Genomic DNA, 18,914 nt, shown 5'->3' with positions numbered 1-18,914 from the left:
CCTCTTTGCCCCTCTCCATTTGCCGTCTGCGCGATTTTGCCGTTATTGGATGCCAGATCGCATCGGACACCTTCAGGAGATGCCGCCTTGTTCCGTTCCCGCCTGTTCCTCATCACGCCGCCCGAATTTGACGCGCAGACCTTTCCCGATGCGCTTGCGGACGCCCTGTCCGGCGGCGACGTGGCCTGCGTGCTGATCACGCTGAAGGATGGCGATTCAAGCTCCGCGCAGGAAATCGCCGAGCGCCTGACGCCCATCGTGCAGGACGCGGGCGCAGCCGCCCTGATCCTCAACGACACGCGCATCACGGGCCGCGCCCATGCCGACGGTGTGCAGGTCGATACCGGCTTCGAGGACCTGAAGCTCGCTCAGGAGACCTTCCAGCCCAATCGCATTGTCGGCGTCGGCAACATCAAGGACCGCCACACCGCGATGGAACTGGCGGAACTCGACACCGACTATGTCTTCTTCGGCATGCTGGATCTTGAGGAACACGACGAGCCGCACCGCAAGACCATCGATTTCGCCCAGTGGTGGGCGGAGGTTTTCGAGATCCCCTGCGTGGCGCTTGCCGGACGTGACCTAGCCTCCGTCGACACGATCGCGCGCACACGCGCCGAATTCGTCGCCCTGCGCGCTGGCGTCTGGGAGCACCCGGAAGGGCCCAAGGCCGCTGTCGCCGCCGCCAACGCAACACTTGATACGGTTGCCGCCGAATTGAAGGCCGCCGAGGACGAGAGAGCCTGATGCGGCTTTCCCGCTGCCCGAACCGCGAGAACCGACATCCCGTCAAGGCGCAGGCGCTTGCCGCGCTGCACAGCCATGTGCAGGCGCTCGCCGTGGCGATGCTGGTCGCCTCGACCACGCTGGGCACCGCGGGGGCGGCGACGGACAGCAAGAGAGAAAACGCGTCAGTTCCGTCTGCTCCCGGCACGTCCATGACGCCGGGTGTTGGCGCGCCTCTGACGACACCGACACCGCTTGAGACCAAGTCCCTTCCCGCCTCCGGCCTGAACAACAGGCTGCCGCTCGCCATCGTCGAGCCGCCACAGATCGCCACCGGCCCGGTGCCGCGCGATGCCAAGCGCGACTATGCCTATGGCGCGTTCCAGCGCGGCTACTACCTGACCGCCGTGGCCGTCGCCACCCGACGCGCGCAGGACGACGACCCGGCCGCCGCCACGCTGCTGGGCGTGCTCTACGAGCGCGGCTACGGTGTCCAGCAGAACGTGAAGACCTCCGCAAGCTGGTACGAGATCGCCGCCAGGGCCGGGGACCCGCAGGCCGCCTATCGCCTCGGGCTCTATTATCTGCTGGGAACGGGCGTGGACGGCGACAAGAAAAAGGCCGGCGACCTGTTCGAGCAGGCAGCGAAGGCCGGGCTCGACGGCGCCGCCTACAATCTCGGTGTGCTCTATATGACCGGCGACGGTCGCCCGCTCGACCGCAAGAAGGGCCTCGCGCTCTTCCACCAGGCCGCCGACAATGGCGACGTGGAGGCGCAATATGCGCTGGCCGATGCCTATCTCGACCCCACCGCGCCCGAACGCGATGTCATGCAGGGTGCGTTCTGGATGGGACGTGCGGCGCGCAACGGCAATGTGGCGGCACAGGTTCGCTATGGCATCCTGCGCTTCAAGGGCGAGGGCGTTGAGCCCAATGAGCAGGAAGCCGCGATCTGGTTCGAGCGCGCTGCCCAGTCGGGCAACCCGGTGGCGATGAACCGGCTGGCCCGCCTCTACGCCACCGGACGCGGCGTGGAACCCGACGACCTGAAGGCCGCCACGTGGCACCTCGTGGCCCGCAAGGCCGGGATTTCCGACCTGTGGCTGGACGGATTTCTGGCCTCGCTGGACAAGACGGTCCTTGGCCGCGCCCAGGCGGAAGCCGCCAACTGGACCCAAGGCAAGGACATGGTCGCTGCCGGAACGGCAGCCGGTCCGACGCCGGATGCAACGCGCGATCAGGAGCGCGTTCCGCAGGATCGCGCGCCCGAAAAGCCGTGAAAGCCCGTACCGCCGCGTCTGCGAAAACCGTTTTACCTTGAAAACGACGCGGAAATGTGGTGGAGACAGCCGCGAAAACCGGCATCGCCCGCGCCCCCGGCGCCAAGGCCCGGCAGCCCTCAACGACGCGAACGAGATCCATGAAGATCAACGGAAACGAAATCAAGCCCGGCAACGTCTTGCAGCACCAGGATACGCTGTGGGCCGTGGTCAAGGTTCAGCATGTGAAGCCCGGCAAGGGCGGCGCATTCGCCCAGGTGGAAATGAAGAACCTGCTGGACGGCCGCAAGCTGAACGAACGCTTCCGCTCCGAAGACAAGGTGGAGAAGGTTCGCCTGGAGCAGAAGGACTTCCAGTACCTTTATGCCCAGGACGACATGCTCGTCTTCATGGACAGCGACACCTACGAGCAGATCGAGCTCCAGACCGACTTCGTCGGCGATCGCTCCGCCTTCCTACAGGACGGCATGACGGTCACGCTCGACATGCATGACGGCAAGCCCATCGGCATCAACCTGCCGCAGTTCGTCACCCTCCAGATCACCGAGGCCGACGCGGTGGTGAAGGGGCAGACGCAGTCTTCCTCCTACAAGCCCGCCGTTCTGGAAAATGGCGTCCGCGTTCTCGTTCCCCCCTTCATCACGGCAGGGGAACGCATCGTGGTCGACACCAACGAAGTGGCTTACGTGAAGCGCGCCGACTAGGGCGCGCAACCACGTTCCGCAAGGCGCGCGGGCCTTTTCGGCCCCGCGCATTCGCACCAACCTGTTCCCGGTCGGCCCAGCGCCGGCCGCCGACGTTTCCAGCCCCCAAGGAGGGGCAAGATGGCCCGTTCCGCTCTTCTCAATGTCATGGTCGCCGCTGCCACGAAGGCAGGCCGCGGTCTCACCCGCGATTTCGGCGAAGTTGAAAACCTCCAGGTCTCCCGCAAGGGCCCCGGTGACTTCGTGACCGCCGCCGACCACCGCGCGGAGAAGGTCATTCGCGAAGAGCTGCAGCGCGCGCGTCCCGGCTATTCCCTGCTCATGGAAGAATCGGGCACCATCGAGGGCACCGATCCCCAGCACCGCTGGATCGTCGATCCGCTCGACGGCACCACCAACTTCCTGCATGGCATTCCGCTCTTCGCCATCTCCATCGCGTTGGAGCGGCAGGGCCAGATCGTCGCCGGCGTGATCTACAATCCGGTCATGGATGAGCTGTTCACCGCCGAGCGCGGCAACGGCGCCTTCATGAACAACCGCCGCCTGCGGGTTGCGGGCCGCGCCACGCTGACCGACTGCGTCATTGGCACCGGCATCCCGCATCTGGGCCGCGGCGACCATGGCCGCGCGCTGATGGAGCTGCGCCATGTCATGGGCGAGGTTTCCGGCATTCGCCGTTGCGGCGCCGCCGCCCTCGATCTGGCCTGGCTGGCCGCGGGCCGTTTCGACGGGTTCTGGGAACACGACCTCAGCCCGTGGGACATGGCGGCGGGCCTGTTGATGATTCGCGAAGCCGGTGGCTACGTTTCCGACGCCAGTGGCGGCGAGAAGATGCTGGAGACCGGATCGGTCGTCGCGGGCAACGAATACATCCATCACCACCTGCTGGCCCAGCTCAAGAACGCCCGCAAGCAGGCCTGATTTTCCGCCGCTTTGCGGCTCCCGCCCACCGTGAGCATGGCCTGTAAAGGCGCAAGGGCTGTCCGCCGACAGCCCTTCCCGGGGCCTGTCATTTGGCATGCCAACCATCACGCATGCCGATTTCCGGTTTCAATGCGCCCGGAAATCACGGTATCACTGCCTGCAGGTTAACCACGACCGGCCGGCAGACGACATGGCAAGCGATCTCGATCCCTACAAGCTCTCCAGTCCTCAGATCTACCTCTGGCGGATGCTGATCTTCCTCGCGCTGGTGAGCTTCATCCCCGTCATTCTGTACCGGCCGATCATGACGGCCTTCGCCTCCAACCCGTTCCTCAACGGGGTGATCATTCTGGTTGGCGGGCTCGGTATCCTTCTGTCCTTTGTGCAGGTCATCCGCCTGTTTCGCGAGATCAACTGGGTCAACGGCTTCCGCCGCGGCGATCCGGGCCTGGAGGTGCGCCGCCCGCCGGTGCTGCTGGCCCCGATGTCGGTGCTGATCGGCGATCGGATCGGCGACATGGCCATCACCCCGCAGGTGATGCGCTCCTTGATGGATTCCATCGGCACACGCCTGGACGAGGCCCGCGAGCTTGGCCGCTACCTGACGGGGCTTCTGGTCTTTCTCGGCCTTCTCGGCACCTTCTGGGGCCTGTTGCAGACGGTGAGCGCGGTGGGCGATGTCATCCAGTCGCTCAATGTCGGCTCCGGCGACGCCAATGTGATCTTCGAAGACCTCAAGACCGGCCTGGCAGCCCCGCTGGGCGGCATGGGCACGGCCTTCTCCTCCTCCCTCTTCGGCCTGACGGGATCGCTCCTGCTGGGCTTTCTGGAGCTTCAGGCCACACAGGCCCAGACCCGCTTCTACAACGAGCTGGAGGACTGGCTTTCCACCGTCACCGAGATCGAGATCGACGACGAGGGCGGGGCCTATGCGGGCGAAAGCTCCTCCAATTATTCCGAGCTTCGCGTCGCCATCGACCAGTTGCGCCGCACGGTGCAGGAAAACGGCGCCACAAGTGGCAGTCGCGCCACCTCGCAGGCCATGGCCAATCTGGCGGAGGGCATTCAGGGCCTCGTCCAGCATGTGCGCACCGAACAGCGCATGATGCGCGACTGGGCGGAAACGCAATCCGAACAACAGGCCCGCATCGAACAGCTGCTCGCCCAGCTTTCCGAAGCGCTGCGCGACCCGAGGGGCTGACATGGCGATCTCGCGCGGACGCGGACGGGACAGAAGCACGAATTACTGGCCGGGCTTCGTCGACGCCATGGCGACGTTGCTGCTCGTCATCATCTTCCTGCTCGTCGTCTTCATGCTGTCGCAGTTCTTCCTGAGCCAGGAGATTTCCGGCCGCGACACGGTGCTGAACCGGCTGAACTCGCAGATCAACGAGCTGACCCAGTTGCTGGCTCTGGAACGCGGCAACAGCCGCGACCTGCAGGACCAGCTGGCATCGCTCCAGTCCTCGCTGGCGAGTGCCGAAAGCGACCGCAACCGGCTTCAGGGCATGCTGGACAGCCGCACGGGCGCGGCCTCCCAGGCCGGCGGCCAGATCGCGGAGCTGGAAAACAAGCTCTCGGACGAAAAGCGCCTGTCGGCGCGCGCGCTTTCTCAAGTGGAATTGCTGAACCAGCAGATCTCGGCGCTGCGCCGTCAGATCGCCGCCCTTGAAGATGCGCTGGAAGCCTCGGAAAGCCGCGACCGCGAAAGCCAGACCAAGATCGCCGATCTCGGCCGCCGCCTGAACGTGGCGCTGGCCCAGCGCGTGCAGGAACTTTCGCGCTACCGCTCCGACTTCTTCGGCCGCCTGCGCCAGATCCTCTCGCAGCGCTCAGACATCCGCGTTGTCGGCGACCGCTTCGTCTTCCAGTCGGAAGTGCTGTTCTCCTCAGGCTCCGACGAGATCAACGTGGCTGGCCGCTCGGAACTCGACAAGCTGGCCCAGGCCATCAACGAACTGTCTGCGGAAATCCCGGAAGAGATCAACTGGGTGTTGCGCGTGGACGGTCACACGGATGCCCGCCCCGTCTCTGCCGCCAGCCGTTTCCGCTCCAACTGGGAGCTTTCGGCAGCCCGCGCCATTTCCGTCGTGCGCTACCTGATCGACCGCGGCGTGGACCCCAAACGGCTTGTCGCCGCCGGGTTCGGCGAAAACCAGCCGCTCGATGACGGCACCACGGATGATGCCTACGCCCGCAACCGCCGGATTGAATTGAAGCTCACCGAGCGGTAGGGCGTCCCGCGCGTCTCCAGGCCAACAAAAAAGGGCGCCCAAGGCGCCCTTTTCCAATTCCACCATGAGAAGAGCGAGGCTTATTCCTCGTCTTCCTCCGCATCGTTCTTCTTGAGCGAGGTGAGCTTCGCGAAGACGGCGGCAGCATCGTACTGCTGTTCTTCCGGCTGCTTCGGCGCGGGCTTGGCGAAAGCGGCGGCCATGGCATCCTCGGAAGTCGTATCTTCCACGGGGAGCAGCGTGGCTTCTTCCTCCGGCTGCGCCACCGGCGGCGGCATCAGGCGGGCGGCCTTTTCCACTTCCAGATCCAGCTCAAGCTGGCTGCACAGGCCGAGCGTCACCGGATCGGACGGCGTGAGGTTGGCCGCGTTCCAGTGGGTGCGCTCGCGGATCGCCTCGATGGTCGGCTTGGTGGTGCCGACGAGGCGCATGATCTGCGCGTCCTTCAGTTCCGGATGATTGCGCACCAGCCACATGATGGCGTTGGGGCGATCCTGGCGGCGGGAGACCGGCGTATAGCGCGGGCCGCGGCGCTTGGCTTCCGGCACCCGCGTCTTCGGGGTGGAAAGCTTCAGGCTGGCGGAGGGGCTCTTCTGAACGCGCTCGATCTCTTCGCGGGTCAGCTGACCCGTCTGGATCGGATCGAGCCCCTTGATCCCCTGCGCGGCTTCGCCGTCCGCAATCGCCTTCACTTCAAGCGGATGGAGCTTGCAGAAGGCCGCGATCTGATCGAAGGACAACGATGTGTTGTCGACCAGCCAAACCGCGGTCGCCTTGGGCATCAAAGGCGTGTTCGACATTTTGATAAGCTCCTCTCGTCCGGTCCCCCGGGAGGCATCCCGGGAAAGCCGCAATTCGTCAAATTGACGGGAAATCGCGGTGAATATAAGCCCTTGGGCCTTTCGAAGCAAACCCGCAATTTCACCTTATTGCTCACGGGCGATCATCCCCCCCGATCAGGCATCCGTGGTGAGGACGATCTTGCCGATATGGCCGGAGCTCTCCATGCGCGCATGCGCCTTGGCGGCCTCATCAAGGGGATAGACGGAGTCCATCACCGGCTTGACCTCCCCCGCCTCGATCAGCGGCCAGACCTTGGCCTCAAGGGCTGCGGCAATCGCCGCCTTGAAGGCGGTGTCGCGCGGGCGCAGCGTGGAGCCCGTATGGGTCAGCCGCTTCGACATCAAAAGCGAGAAGTTCAGTTTTTCCGAAACGCCCCTGAGCGTCGCGATCTGGACGATGCGGCCGCCAATGGCCGCCACCTTCCAGTTGCGGGACACATAGTCGCCGCCCACCATGTCGAGGATCACGTCGACACCGTGCGTTTCGGTCGCCGCCTGGATTTCCTCCACAAATTCCTTCTCGCGGTAGTTCACCGCCAGATCCGCACCGAGCGCGTCGCAGAAGGCGCATTTCTCCGCGCTGCCGGCCGTGGTGAAGACACGCGCCCCAAAGGCCTTGGCAAGCTGGATCGCCGTCGTGCCGATGCCCGACGTGCCACCGTGGACGAGAAAGGTCTCGCCCGCCTTCAGGCCCGCCAGATCGAAGACATTCGTCCACACGGTGAAGAAGGTCTCCGGTACGGCGGCGGCTTCCGCGAAGCTCAGGCAGAGCGGCTTTGGCAGGGCATGTCCCTCTTCCACCTTGCAGAATTCCGCATATCCGCCCCCGGGCGTCAGCGCACAGACCGCATCGCCCAGCTTGTAGCGCGTGGCATCGGGGCCAAGCGCGACCACCTCACCCGCGACCTCCAGCCCCGGCAGATCGGACGCCCCCTTGGGCGGCGGATAGGCGCCCTGGCGTTGGAACACATCGGGACGGTTCACGCCCGCCGCCTTCACCTTGATGAGGATCTCGCTGCCCGACAGCTGCGGCAGGGGCCGCGTTTCCGCCTTGAGCACCTCCGGCCCACCGGGTTCGGAAATGGCAATCGCGGTCATGGTGGTGGGCAGGTCTGTCATGGCTTGGTCGTGTCCTCTCTCTCGGCCACCCGGTGTGAGGGATGTCCGGTGGCTGTCGCGGCGCGGGCGATGAAGACATGACGCAGCGTCTTATCCGATCCCGCCTTCTCAGGGATGTAGCGAGCATGGCCCGAACTGACAAGCGCCCCTCCCTTCTGATATGATGGCCGCTGTCTGATAGGATGGCCGCTGTCACCGTTTCGGGAGAAACCACATGGCTCTTGCCGCCGACGATACCCCGCGCATCGCAACGGCGCTGCACTTGGTCGGACAGGACATCTCCACCCTCTCGGTGGAGGAACTGGTGGAACGCATCGCGCTGTTGCGCGACGAGGTCGCCCGGCTTGAGGAAGCGAAGGCGCAAAAGGCAGCCACTCGCTCCGCGGCCGACGCGCTCTTCTCACGCTGAGACGTCCCGTTCCTGAACGCGTCGCCTCGATGGGTCCCGTCCCGGACTGGCACTGGGGCGGGTGTGTAACGCAAAGCCGGACCGCCCCCCGCGCCCCTTCAACAAGCCTCACCGTCCCTTTTCAGTGCCTGCCCCCTTTTTTGGAGGGTCCATGCACCGGGCCCAAACGCCGCACCAACGCTGCAGGCGCAGCCGCAATGCGTCCGGGGTGGCATCAAAACGGACCGACTCACCCTGCGGAAATCATGGTTAACAAGAGCTGAAGAGCGGGTTATGCACCCGATGAAGGGCTCGCGCGGACCCCGTCCAGAGATTTTTCATGTCAAGCCCGCCACCCGGCCTCAAGCCGGTATCAGAGCGCGCCAAAAGCGGTTGCAACGCCACATTCTGCTCGCCCCATCACAGGCTCCTTTGCGTCAACCTGTGCCAGTTTTGGGCATTTTATCGTTAAAATCCGCCTATTTGGCCCTTTTCGGCGGTTCTGTTTACCAGCCATTAAGCATTCTGGAATATTAACAGACTTATCCAGATTTTCTGGACACTGAGTGGTTCCTGTCCACTCTGTTTGACGCCTCCCTGTTAACTTCTCAAGAGCCGCACCCTTGCGGCTCTTTTTTTTTGCAATTCATTTACGCTATGCTGAGCATACGCAGGCGGCCATTATCCGCCCCCGATCGCTGACCCTTCAGGGCATATCGGAGCGGATCGGCATGAGCAGCCGGTTTCGGGAAATGTGATCCCGGAATTCAACTGGCATACCCTTTGCGACGTTCAGGGCGAAAGACGCAACCTGGATCGTATCGGGACACATCTTCGAATTTCGGGCCTCAAAATGGATCGAGGTCTTCTGGAGCACAGTCGGCCCCTTTCAGAACAGGGCTTTCGACAATCAGACCTCCAGACGTTGATGCCGCGACGATCAAAAACGGCAGAGAGTACAGAGTGCGATGACGGATCATACGGATATCTTTACCGGCGAGGCCCCGATTTCGTTCGCGAACAGGCTGATCGGCTCCGATTCCTTCAACGATCTCTTCCGACAGGGCATGGCGCTGGTGGAGGAGACCGCAGCCTATCTGGATGGCCCGGGCCGCGACGCCTCTCGTACGCTCAGCCGTGCGGGCTCTCTCGTCTATGCGACCGAGTCGATGCGCCTGACGACCCGCCTCATGCAGCTTGCCTCCTGGCTTCTGCTCCAGCGCGCGGTCAACGAAGGCGAAATGACGGCTGCGCAGGCCGGCCAGGAAAAGAACAAGGTCAACCTCGCAAGCCTCTCCACCGCCACCAGCGGTCCGGGTTGGGATGAGATCCCCGTGGAGCTGAAGGAGCTGATCACGGCCTCCGTGCACCTTCAAAAGCGTGTGCAGCAGCTTGATGGCGGCATGTCGGACAAGCAGATCATGCGCCCGGCCAATGCCAACCCGGTCAACCAGCAGCTCGACCGGCTGGCCGCAGCTTTCGGCGGCTGAAGGCGCAACGCCCGATCCTTCTCTTGCGTACCGAATTGACGACACGCCCTGCCTCGCAGCCCGAGGCGGGGCGTTTTGTTTCAAAGGGAAAAGATCCCCCCGGACGACGGATACGGCACAGGTGCGGCCCGTTCGCCGATGCCCGGCGCGGGCGCTAAGCGGCCCTTGCATGAGCCGTTCGCCAAAGTTAGGTTGGGCCAGATCACAGAAGGAGTTTCATGCACAGAGGACTTGATTGAACCGCGTCCAGCGGCATCGCTCGGCACCTGGTTGCCGATCCTTTTTGCATGCTTTTGTGTGGAGTTCTCATGGAGAACGAAAACGTGACGATCCGGCCCTATGAAGCGGCGACGGATCTCGAAAAACTCTCAAAAATCTGGTTTGACGCATCCCTCAAGGCGCATCCCTTCATTGGGGAGCCAAGGCTTGTCGAACAACGACGCCTGATCGAAGAGGAATATCTGCCAAAGGCGGAGACGTCGGTTGCCTGCCTCAATGGTGAGGCGGCCGGTTTCATCAGCCTGCTGGGCAGCTTTGTCGGCGGGATATTCGTCGCCCCGGACCGGCAGGGTCTGGGTATCGGGCGGCGGCTGATCTCACATGCGCTGGAGCGCAAGGGAGAGCTGTCTCTTGAGGTCTACACCGCGAATGAACAGGCCGTTCGATTCTACGCCACGCTCGGGTTCCAGGAAATGTCCCGCCGGGATGTGGATGACTTTGGCCTCCCCTTCCCCAACGCCGCCTTGTTCTTGAAAGGCTAGGGCCGGGCGAAGCAGGACTGGACTAACCAGGACTGGGCCGAACAGGGCTGGGCTGGGGCATCCTTGCCCGGCCTTTCCGCCGGAGCCAACGCCTGACCTGCTGCACAAACAAAAAAGCCCCGGCGCGATGCCGGGGCTTTTTCGTGTTCCGTGGCGATTCGGCTCAGCCGCCGAAAATGCCCGAGTACTTGTTCTTGAAGCGGGAAACGCGACCACCGCGGTCGAGCAGGGTCTGCTGGCCGCCGGTCCACGCCGGATGCGTGGTGGGGTCGATGTCGAGGCGCAGTTCCGCACCTTCTTCACCGTAGGTCGAACGGGTCATGTACTCGTCGCCATTGGTCATGACGACCTTGATCATGTGGTAGTCGGGATGAATGTCGCTCTTCATAGCCGGATCCTCTCGCCACGTTGTCCGGGCCGATGCGACCTGCAGGATACAACGCATTTCAATCAAAATCGGCCGCACGCAGCCAGCGGCGACCGGAAACAGTCGGGCGAGGCTATACCCCACTCCGGCGACGCTTTCAAGGTTTTCGCCCACCTTGAAGTGAACGTTCCCGCGAGGCATTGTGCAAACATCGAAAACAGGGGGCTCGAAAGCCCTCCGCCGGACGGTGCGCAGGCTCTAAATTGCGCCTTTTCCCGCCTGCGAGGGCGGGAGGGCGATTGAAGATTGACCCTGCCCGTCCAAGATGTCACAGCGTGCAGAAGAACGATACGACTACGGGTGGGAGCAGGATTTTGGCGAAGCAGGACAAGAACGAAACAAGCTCCGCTGCGGAACACCCCCGAAAGTCGAAATCCCTGAAGCCGCTGGGCATGCTGGCCCCCTATATCCGGCAGTACCGCGCGCAGGTGTCGGCCGCCCTCCTCGCCCTCGTGGCCGCAACATGCGCCACGCTTGCCGTGCCGCTGGCCATCCGCCGCATGATCGATTTCGGATTTGGCGGCGGCGATCCGCAATTCATCGACAAGTATTTCGCCATGCTAATGGTGGTGGTCGCCGCCCTCGCCATTGCCAGCGCCACCCGCTACTACCTCGTCACCTGGCTGGGCGAGCGCATCGTCTCAAGGCTGCGCGCCGATGTCTTCGCCCATATCACGCAGCTGAGCGCCTCCTTTTTCGACAGCGCCCGCTCCGGCGAAGTCGTCTCCCGCCTGACCGCCGACACCACACAGGTAAAATCCGCCGTCGGCTCTTCCATCTCTGTCGCGCTTCGAAATCTTGCCCTTTTCGTCGGCGCGGCCAGCATGATGGTCTATACGAGCCCGCGCCTGTCGGGCCTCGTGCTTCTCGCCATCCCCTTCGTGGTGGTCCCGCTCATCGTCATCGGAAGGCTGGTGCGCCGCCGGTCCCGCCTTGCACAGGATACGCTCGCGGAAGCCTCCGCTTATGCGGTGGAGGCCATTTCGGCCATCCGCACCCTGCAGGCCTTCACCAACGAACGCTTCGCCTCCGAACGCTTTGCAGCCCAGGTGGAACGCGCCTTCGCCGCCGCCCGCTCGTCGTTCACCGCGCGCGCGCTTCTCACCGCCTTCGGCATGTTCGTGATCTTCGCCTCCGTCGTCATGGTCATGTGGATCGGCTCCAACGACGTGATGGAAGGCCGCCTGAGCGGCGGCGCGCTCGGCCAGTTCGTGCTCTATTCGGTTTTTGCCGCCGGTGCGCTGGGTCAGCTGTCGGAGGTCTGGGGCGAGCTTTCGCTGGCCGCGGGCGCCGCCGAACGTCTGGCCGAACTTCTGGACATCGAGCCGGAGATTCGCGCGCCCGCGCACCCGATGCGCCTGCCCTCCCCCTCACGCGGTGCGATCCGGTTCGAAAATGTCGGCTTCGCCTATCCCTCGCTTGACGACGAACGGGTCGTCCATGATCTGGACCTCACCATCGCCCCGGGCGAAACCGTGGCCGTGGTTGGCCCGTCGGGAGCAGGCAAGTCCACGCTGTTCCACCTGATCATGCGTTTCTACGACCCCCAGACCGGTCGGGTCACGCTGGACGGGGTTGATCTGCGCGATGCCGATCCGCAGGACCTGCGCGCGCGCATCGCGCTGGTGCCGCAGGATACGGTGATCTTCGGCGCGAGCGTGCGTGAGAACCTGCTCTATGGCCGCCCCGACGCCAGCGACGAGGATATCCGCGCAGCCGCCCACGCCGCCCATGCCCATGATTTCATCGAGGCCATGCCGCAGGGCTACGACACGGTGATCGGCGAACGCGGGGTTACCCTTTCCGGCGGCGAACGCCAGCGGCTGTCAATTGCCCGCGCGCTGTTGAAGGATGCCCCGGTCCTGTTGCTGGACGAGGCCACATCGGCGCTGGATGCGCAGAGCGAAACGCTCGTCCAGACCGCGCTGGATGGCCTGATGAGCCACCGCACGACCCTGGTCATCGCCCACCGGCTGGCGACCGTGCTGAAGGCCGACCGCATCCTGGTCATGGAAAAGGGCCACGTCATCGAGCAGGGCACGCACGAGACGCTGGTGGCCCAGGGCGGCCTCTATGCCCGCCTCGCGCGCCTGCAATTCGAGCGCGGCGCGCAGGGCCTGGAAGCGCTGGGCCAGGATTAAGACCCGCGCGCCGGAATATCGAGATTGAGGCCGATCCTTCGAGACGCGCCCTTTGGGCGCTCCTCAGGATGACGTTGTGGGTGGGGAAGGTTCTCCTGAAAAGTCCGCCACCCACACAACGTCATCCTGAGGAGGCGTCACAGACGCCGTCTCGAAGGATCGGCCACAACTCAGCCCCCCCAAATGGCCACACACGCCAAGCCGTCCGCGCAACACGAGTCCTAACACGAAAAAGGGCGGCCCCAACGAGCCGCCCTATCTTGAATTCGCTGGATGTCGGACCGCCCTTATGCGTCCGGCACATCCACCGTGTAGTTCAGCGGAAGGCGGCCACCATCGGCGTAGATGGTCTGGCCGGTCACGTAGCTCGCGTCCTCATCGGCAAGGAAGGCGGCGATGGAAGCGATTTCACGCGGCTCGCCGATCCGCCCCATGGGCGTCCGGCTGAGAATGCGGTTGCGCGCCGCCGGATCGTCGTTCACCGAGGACAGCATGTCGGTCATGATCGAGCCCGGCCCGATGGCATTGACGCGGATGCCGTAGGGCGCGAGCGCCACGGCCATGCCTTTGGTGAGCTGGTTCACACCGCCCTTGGAGACGGTGTAGGGAAGCTGGCTGTGCAGGCCGAAAACGGCGTTCACGGAGGACATGTTGATGATGGAGCCCGCCGGGCCGCCATTCTCCACCCGGTCCACCATGTGCTTGGCAACCGCCTGGCCGACAAGGAAGGAACCCTTCAGGTTCACGCCCAGAACGCGGTCGAACTCGGCCTCGTCGATGGTGAGAATGTCACCTGGGCTGACGATGCCGGCATTGTTGACCAGCACATCGATATCGCCATAGGCATCGATGGCGGCGGCCAGCAGGTTGCGCACGTCGAGGCGCTCGCTGACATCGCAGTGAACATAGGTCACATCGCCGAGCGACTTGAGATCGGCTTCCGCGGCTTCGCCTGCCTCGTCATTGACGTCAGACATGACGACCTTCGCGCCATCTTCGAGAAAACGACGGACAACCGCCAGACCGATGCCGCGAGCGGCGCCGGTAACGATCGTTACCTTGTTGGTGAGGGCCAAGGTCAATTCTCCTGTATTCGCCAATCGGCTGAACCGTACTTATAACGTCTCTCGCGCCTGCGAAAAGGCCCCTCGCCAATGACCCCGGGGCCCTTTTCCCCGACAATGCCGCAATGGGCGTTGCCGGGAGAACGCCGGCGGGATGTCCCGCCGGACCCCGCAGGGCTCACGACGAGCGGGAAATCCCGCGGGCTCTGATCGCATCCGCGATTTCGTCCAGCACCCCCGGATCGTCAATGGTCGCGGGCATGCGATATTCCTCGCCATCGGCGATCTGGCGCATGGTCGCGCGCAGGATCTTGCCCGAACGCGTCTTGGGCAGACGATCCACCGAGACCGCGACCTTGAAGGCCGCAACAGGCCCGATTTCCTGACGCACCAGTGAAACCAGCTCGCGCTCGACCTCCTGCGGATCACGGTCCACGCCCGATTTCAGCACCACGAACCCGCAGGGCAGCTGGCCCTTGAGCTGGTCGGCAATGCCCACCACCGCGCATTCGGCGACATCCGGGTGCTGCGCAAGCACCTCCTCCATCGCGCCGGTGGAAAGCCGATGGCCCGCCACGTTGATGATGTCGTCGGTGCGCGACATGATGAAGAGATAGCCGTCTTCATCGCAAAAGCCCGCATCCGCCGTCTTGTAGTAGCCGGGGAATTCCAGGAGATAGGCCTCGCGGAAACGCTGATCATTTCCCCAAAGCGTCGGCAGACATGCAGGGGGCAGCGGCAGTTTCACCACGATATTGCCAAGCGTTCCGGCGGGAACCGGATGACCGGCATCGTCCAGAACCTGAATGTCATAGCCGGGCATGGCCACCGTCGGCGACCCATGCTTGATCGGCAGCAGGCCGAGCCCCACCGGATTGCCCGCGATGCACCAGCCGGTTTCCGTCTGCCACCAGTGATCGACGACGGGAACCTTGAGATGTTCCTCCGCCCACTTGATCGTTTCCGGATCGGCGCGTTCGCCGGCCAGAAACAGGGTGCGCAAGCTCGCTAGATCATATTGCCCGAGGAGCTTTGCATCCGGGTCTTCCTTGCGGATGGCGCGGAAGGCGGTGGGCGCGGTGAAAAGCGCGGAAACCCCGTGATCGGCGATCACCCGCCAGAAGGTGCCCGCATCGGGTGTGCCCACGGGCTTGCCCTCGAACACCACCGTCGTGCAGCCATGAAGCAGCGGCGCATAGACGATATAGGAATGGCCCACGACCCAGCCCACGTCGGAGGCCGTCCAGAAGACCTCGCCCGGCTCGATGCCATAGAGGTTCGACATGGACCACTTGAGCGCCACCATGTGCCCGCCATTGTCGCGCACAACGCCCTTTGGCCGACCGGTCGTGCCGGAGGTGTAGAGAATATAGAGCGGATCGGTGGCAGCCACCGGTACGCAAGGGACCTTGCGACCCTTGGACATCTCCGCCTGGACCGCGGCGCCCGCATCGATATCGCGACCGTCCACCAGATCGGCGGTCAGTTCCTCGCGCTGGAAGACGAGACAGAAATCCGGCTTGTGCGCCGCCTGTTCGATGGCTGTGGAGATGAGCGGCATGTAGGCGATGGTGCGGTTCGGCTCGATGCCGCAGGAAGCGGCGATGATCGCCTTGGGCAGGCAATCGTCGATGCGCGTGGCCAGTTCGTGGGCCGCAAAGCCGCCGAAAACCACGGAATGCACCGCCCCGATGCGCGCACAGGCCAGCATCGCCATCAGGGCCTGCGGGACCATCGGCATATAGATGATGACCCGATCGCCCTTGGCAACGCCCCTGTCCACCAGAACGCCCGCCAGTGCGTTCACGCGCTCCAGCATTTCGGCATAGGTGTAGCTTTCGCACCTGCCGGTGATGGGACTGTCATAGATGACCGCCGCCTGTCCCGGGCGCCCGCGCTCCACATGCCGGTCGAGACAGTTGTAACAGGTGTTGGTTTCCGCGCCCGCGAACCACTGGCCAAAGACGCCCCGATCCGCATCGAAAACCTTGTCCCAAGGCTTGCTCCAGTCAATGCCCGCGGCGGCTTCGGACCAGAACCCTTCCGGATCGTCCCGCCATGCCTGGTAGACCTCGTGATAACGACTTGCCATGGTGTTTTCCTCCCACATCGCAGGCATCGTTGCTGCCGGGAATTTGGCGCAATCCAAGCGATTAAAGCAAGGATGTCGGCCTTCGACTTTGGATTGGATCAAACGGCCTCAAATTGTGTTTAAATGTGTATTTCATCCCCCGCGCATTGCCTTTACGGCGGAATTGGCGCATTTGCTCAAACCGCCCCCAATCTTACGACCCCCATTCTTCCGCCAACATCCCCACCAACGCAACCAGAGCCACGAAACCTTGCCCCTTCTCTCTGACCCGCTTTTCTACGCTGCGGCCATTCCCGCGGTCATCCTCGTCGGCCTGGCCAAGGGCGGCTTCGCCACCGGGCTTGCCATGCTTGGCGTACCGCTGATGAGCCTCGTGGTCTCGCCGATCCAGGCAGCCGGCATCATGCTGCCGATCCTGTGCGCCATGGATGCGGTTGCGGTTGTTTCCTATCGCGGGATCTTTCACCGCCCCTCCGTCGCCGTCCTGCTGCCGGGCGCGGTCGTGGGCATCGCGCTGGGCTGGGCAACGGCAGCGTGGGTGGATGAATCCTGGGTCCGCCTGATCGTCGGCCTGGTGACCGTGTTCTTCGTGCTCGACTACTGGACCGGCGGCGCGGCGCGCCCTGCAAAGAAGCAGAACGCGTCCAAGGGCATCTTCTGGGGCATGGTGGCAGGCTTCACCAGCTTCGTCTCCCATGCGGGCGGCCCACCCGCGCAGATGTATCTGCTGCCGCAGAAATTCGGCCCGGTGCTGTTATCGGGCACCATCGTCATCACCTTCGCGGTCATGAACCTCGTCAAGCTGGTGCCCTATTTCCTGCTCGGACAGTTTGACCGCGCAAACCTCTTCACCTCGGCCGCCCTCCTGCCTCTGGCGCCTCTGGCCACCTATGCGGGCGTGCGTCTGGTCAAACTTGTCTCGCAAGAGCTTTTCTACCGGATCACCTATGTCGGCGTCTTTCTGGTGGCCGTGAAGCTGATCTGGGATGGGATCGCCGGACTTCTGGCCTGATCTCAGACAGAGGCGACAACATCCCTGGAAAACACATCGGCAACCGCCTCCGCGGCATTGACCCGGCCCGCCCCGTAATAGGGGCTGCGGCCCGCCTCGTCCCAGTGCCCGCCATCCGGATCGATCTTGTCCGCCGTTCCCTCGATGATCGCGCGCAGCTCCTTGCCACTCAATGTCGGATTGGCCGAGACCAGCAGCGCCGCCGTGCCCGCAACGCCCGCGCAGGCCGCCGACGTGCCGCCAAAAGCCCCGTTGAAGAGCCCCGCCTCATCCCCCATCGACTGATTGCCGTGATTGTAGCCAAAGCGGCCCGAACGGTCGGTGGTCCATATGCCGGGCGTCAGCGCCTCCACCGTGTCATTGGAGGGAAAGGCGCAGGAAATCGCTTGCCCATAATCGGAATAGGCGCTGCGCACGCCCGTATCGTTGCAGGCCGCAATCGCCATGACCGCGGGATTGGCCGGATAGGCGTCAATATCCACATTGCCGTTGGAATTGCCCGCAGCCCACGCGATCAACGCCCCGCGCCCCATGCGCCCGCGCGTCGTCGCCGCCTCGATGGCCGCCGCCGTCATGTCGCTTTGCAGGACGGGCCGTCCGTGACGCGGATCCATGGGATCGTCCCAAGCGCCGCCAATCGCGCCCCAGGAACAGGAAATCACGTCCGCGCCGGAAGCCGCCGCCCGCCAGATCGCCTCCGCCTCCTGAAGAGAACCCAGAGACGCCCGCATGCGGATCGGCATGATCCGCGCTTCGGGCGCAACACCCGTCGCCCCCACCACGCCGGAGGCGCAGGCGACCCCCGCACAGGCGGTCCCATGCCCCTCGCCCAGAAGCTTGTGGGATCCGTCTGCAAGATCGAGCGTCACATCGAAGGGCGCGAGCAATCGTTCGGGGCCGGAGATATCGGGATGCACCGGATCGATGCCATCATCGATAATGGCGACGCAGGCCCCCGCCCCGCGGCTCATCTCCCATGCGCGCTCCACATGGGCGTGCGCGTGAATGGCGACGCCATCCACGAGCCGGTCACCCAGATGCCACTGGCGCGGCCAGCGCGGCACAGTGCGCAGCACGGAGCGCGGCGCGCGCCTGCGCAGGACTTCCGGATGACAATGGGTGACGGCAGGCTCGTCCAGCAAGGCGAGCGCCATCTCGAAGACCTTCGGCCCCAACCTTTTTTGCGGCCGCAGCACGTAGGTGTGGCGGGCAAAGGGAAGCCTGCGAAAGAGCCCCAGATGCGCCGCATACCTGTCCAGCAGGCTTTTCACGTCCGCTATCCGGCAGTCGTCGGCGAACCGGATGAAGATATCGCCGGAATAGAGGACCGGCTCGCCGGAGACCGCGTCGACCAGCACCTTGCCAGCGAACTCGACGCCCTCATCGGCATCAAGAACGGCACAAAGATCCGTCACGTCCTCACCGCCTGCCGAAAAGATGCCGATATCGGGCCGATCCATGCCCTGCATCGGCTTCAGCCTTTCGCAGGCTGCGCGCGCCTCCCGCCCCAGCTCCATGAACGCCGCCACGCCCTGTGGCCCAACCCCGCCCGTGCTCCCCCGCGCCTCCGCGATCCGCGCCCCGCTTGTCATGCGAAGCGCGATCATCGTGTCGCTGGGAACAAGATCGGCGGCCTTGCCACCGCAAATGTAGCGGACCATCAAACTCTCCTTGCCGTAGGTGGGGCGAAGATGACCTCGCCCGCCCCCT

At 64.1% G+C, this 18,914-nt stretch carries 17 protein-coding genes; 11 read left to right on the top strand and 6 right to left on the bottom strand.

The genetic code is table 11. The annotated features are described in order from the left end of the window. The first annotated feature begins 87 nt into the window (after positions 1-87). The 6 genes from ABGM93_RS17180 (at position 88) to ABGM93_RS17155 (ending at position 5,868) form a co-directional block, all read left to right on the top strand. Complete coding sequence (locus ABGM93_RS17180; RefSeq protein ID WP_321501528.1) at positions 88-747, top strand: thiamine phosphate synthase; 660 nt, start codon at positions 88-90, stop codon at positions 745-747. Beyond that, on the top strand, positions 747-2,006 hold the full coding sequence (locus ABGM93_RS17175; RefSeq protein WP_321501526.1) for a tetratricopeptide repeat protein: 1,260 nt from the start codon (positions 747-749) through the stop codon (positions 2,004-2,006). Before ABGM93_RS17180 ends, ABGM93_RS17175 begins: the two co-directional genes overlap by 1 nt. Positions 2,007-2,146: 140 nt before the next feature. Beyond that, positions 2,147-2,710: an elongation factor P gene (gene efp / locus ABGM93_RS17170; protein ID WP_319775100.1), complete on the top strand. Its 564-nt coding sequence runs from the start codon at positions 2,147-2,149 to the stop codon at positions 2,708-2,710. A 120-nt stretch (positions 2,711-2,830) separates the two neighbouring features. Then, positions 2,831-3,631 carry an inositol monophosphatase family protein gene (locus ABGM93_RS17165; protein WP_321501524.1) on the top strand — a complete coding sequence of 267 codons (801 nt, stop codon included), beginning with the start codon at positions 2,831-2,833 and terminating at the stop codon, positions 3,629-3,631. Between the two features lie 193 nt (positions 3,632-3,824). Continuing rightward, the gene (locus ABGM93_RS17160; RefSeq protein WP_321333661.1) at positions 3,825-4,835 is read left to right on the top strand and encodes a flagellar motor protein MotA; all 1,011 of its coding nucleotides are present in this window, start codon (positions 3,825-3,827) and stop codon (positions 4,833-4,835) included. Position 4,836: 1 nt separating this feature from the next. Continuing rightward, on the top strand, positions 4,837-5,868 hold the full coding sequence (locus ABGM93_RS17155) for a peptidoglycan -binding protein (protein ID WP_321501521.1): 1,032 nt from the start codon (positions 4,837-4,839) through the stop codon (positions 5,866-5,868). 80 nt (positions 5,869-5,948) lie between these two features. Here the strand turns inward: ABGM93_RS17155 and ABGM93_RS17150 are convergent, their stop codons facing one another. Together ABGM93_RS17150 and ABGM93_RS17145 are read right to left on the bottom strand one after the other, a co-directional pair. Then, the gene (locus ABGM93_RS17150) at positions 5,949-6,668 is read right to left on the bottom strand and encodes a cell cycle transcriptional regulator TrcR (protein WP_321501519.1); all 720 of its coding nucleotides are present in this window, start codon (positions 6,666-6,668) and stop codon (positions 5,949-5,951) included. A gap of 156 nt (positions 6,669-6,824) precedes the next feature. Then, positions 6,825-7,829 (bottom strand): NAD(P)H-quinone oxidoreductase, encoded by a 1,005-nt coding sequence (locus ABGM93_RS17145; protein WP_321501517.1) that lies wholly within the window; start codon positions 7,827-7,829, stop codon positions 6,825-6,827. 214 nt (positions 7,830-8,043) lie between these two features. Between ABGM93_RS17145 and ABGM93_RS17140 the strand changes: the two genes are divergently transcribed. From ABGM93_RS17140 to ABGM93_RS17130, 3 genes are all read left to right on the top strand, one after another. Further along, positions 8,044-8,238, top strand: coding sequence for a DUF1192 domain-containing protein (locus tag ABGM93_RS17140; protein ID WP_321501515.1), 195 nt, complete (start codon positions 8,044-8,046; stop codon positions 8,236-8,238). A 947-nt stretch (positions 8,239-9,185) separates the two neighbouring features. Further along, positions 9,186-9,707: a DUF1465 family protein gene (locus ABGM93_RS17135; protein ID WP_319775093.1), complete on the top strand. Its 522-nt coding sequence runs from the start codon at positions 9,186-9,188 to the stop codon at positions 9,705-9,707. Between the two features lie 308 nt (positions 9,708-10,015). Continuing rightward, positions 10,016-10,468 (top strand): GNAT family N-acetyltransferase, encoded by a 453-nt coding sequence (locus ABGM93_RS17130; protein ID WP_321501513.1) that lies wholly within the window; start codon positions 10,016-10,018, stop codon positions 10,466-10,468. Positions 10,469-10,631: 163 nt separating this feature from the next. Here ABGM93_RS17130 and rpmE read toward each other — a convergent pair whose 3' ends face one another. Next, on the bottom strand, positions 10,632-10,856 hold the full coding sequence (gene rpmE / locus ABGM93_RS17125) for a 50S ribosomal protein L31 (protein WP_319775091.1): 225 nt from the start codon (positions 10,854-10,856) through the stop codon (positions 10,632-10,634). 431 nt (positions 10,857-11,287) lie between these two features. Here rpmE and ABGM93_RS17120 point away from each other — a divergent pair, with 431 nt between their 5' ends. Continuing rightward, the gene (locus ABGM93_RS17120; RefSeq protein WP_321505984.1) at positions 11,288-13,036 is read left to right on the top strand and encodes an ABC transporter transmembrane domain-containing protein; all 1,749 of its coding nucleotides are present in this window, start codon (positions 11,288-11,290) and stop codon (positions 13,034-13,036) included. Between the two features lie 287 nt (positions 13,037-13,323). On the opposite strand, the gene ABGM93_RS17115 is transcribed toward ABGM93_RS17120, so the two are convergent. Together ABGM93_RS17115 and ABGM93_RS17110 are read right to left on the bottom strand one after the other, a co-directional pair. After that, positions 13,324-14,112, bottom strand: a complete 789-nt coding sequence (locus tag ABGM93_RS17115; protein ID WP_319775089.1) for an SDR family NAD(P)-dependent oxidoreductase — start codon at positions 14,110-14,112, stop codon at positions 13,324-13,326. A gap of 166 nt (positions 14,113-14,278) precedes the next feature. Further along, positions 14,279-16,192 carry a propionyl-CoA synthetase gene (locus ABGM93_RS17110; protein ID WP_321501511.1) on the bottom strand — a complete coding sequence of 638 codons (1,914 nt, stop codon included), beginning with the start codon at positions 16,190-16,192 and terminating at the stop codon, positions 14,279-14,281. A gap of 250 nt (positions 16,193-16,442) precedes the next feature. On the opposite strand from ABGM93_RS17110, the gene ABGM93_RS17105 reads away from it, so the two are divergent. Beyond that, entirely contained in the window at positions 16,443-17,204 is a 762-nt protein-coding gene (locus ABGM93_RS17105; RefSeq protein ID WP_319775087.1) for a sulfite exporter TauE/SafE family protein, read from the top strand. 2 nt (positions 17,205-17,206) lie between these two features. On the opposite strand, the gene ABGM93_RS17100 is transcribed toward ABGM93_RS17105, so the two are convergent. Beyond that, the gene (locus ABGM93_RS17100) at positions 17,207-18,865 is read right to left on the bottom strand and encodes a S8 family serine peptidase (RefSeq protein WP_321501509.1); all 1,659 of its coding nucleotides are present in this window, start codon (positions 18,863-18,865) and stop codon (positions 17,207-17,209) included. Positions 18,866-18,914 lie beyond the last annotated feature (49 nt).

Origin of the sequence: Breoghania sp. (assembly GCF_963674635.1) — a bacterium.
Taxonomy (GTDB): Bacteria; Pseudomonadota; Alphaproteobacteria; order Rhizobiales; family Stappiaceae; genus Breoghania.
The sequence above is the reverse complement of the archived record's forward strand: the minus strand, read 5'-3'. Positions and strand labels throughout refer to the sequence as shown.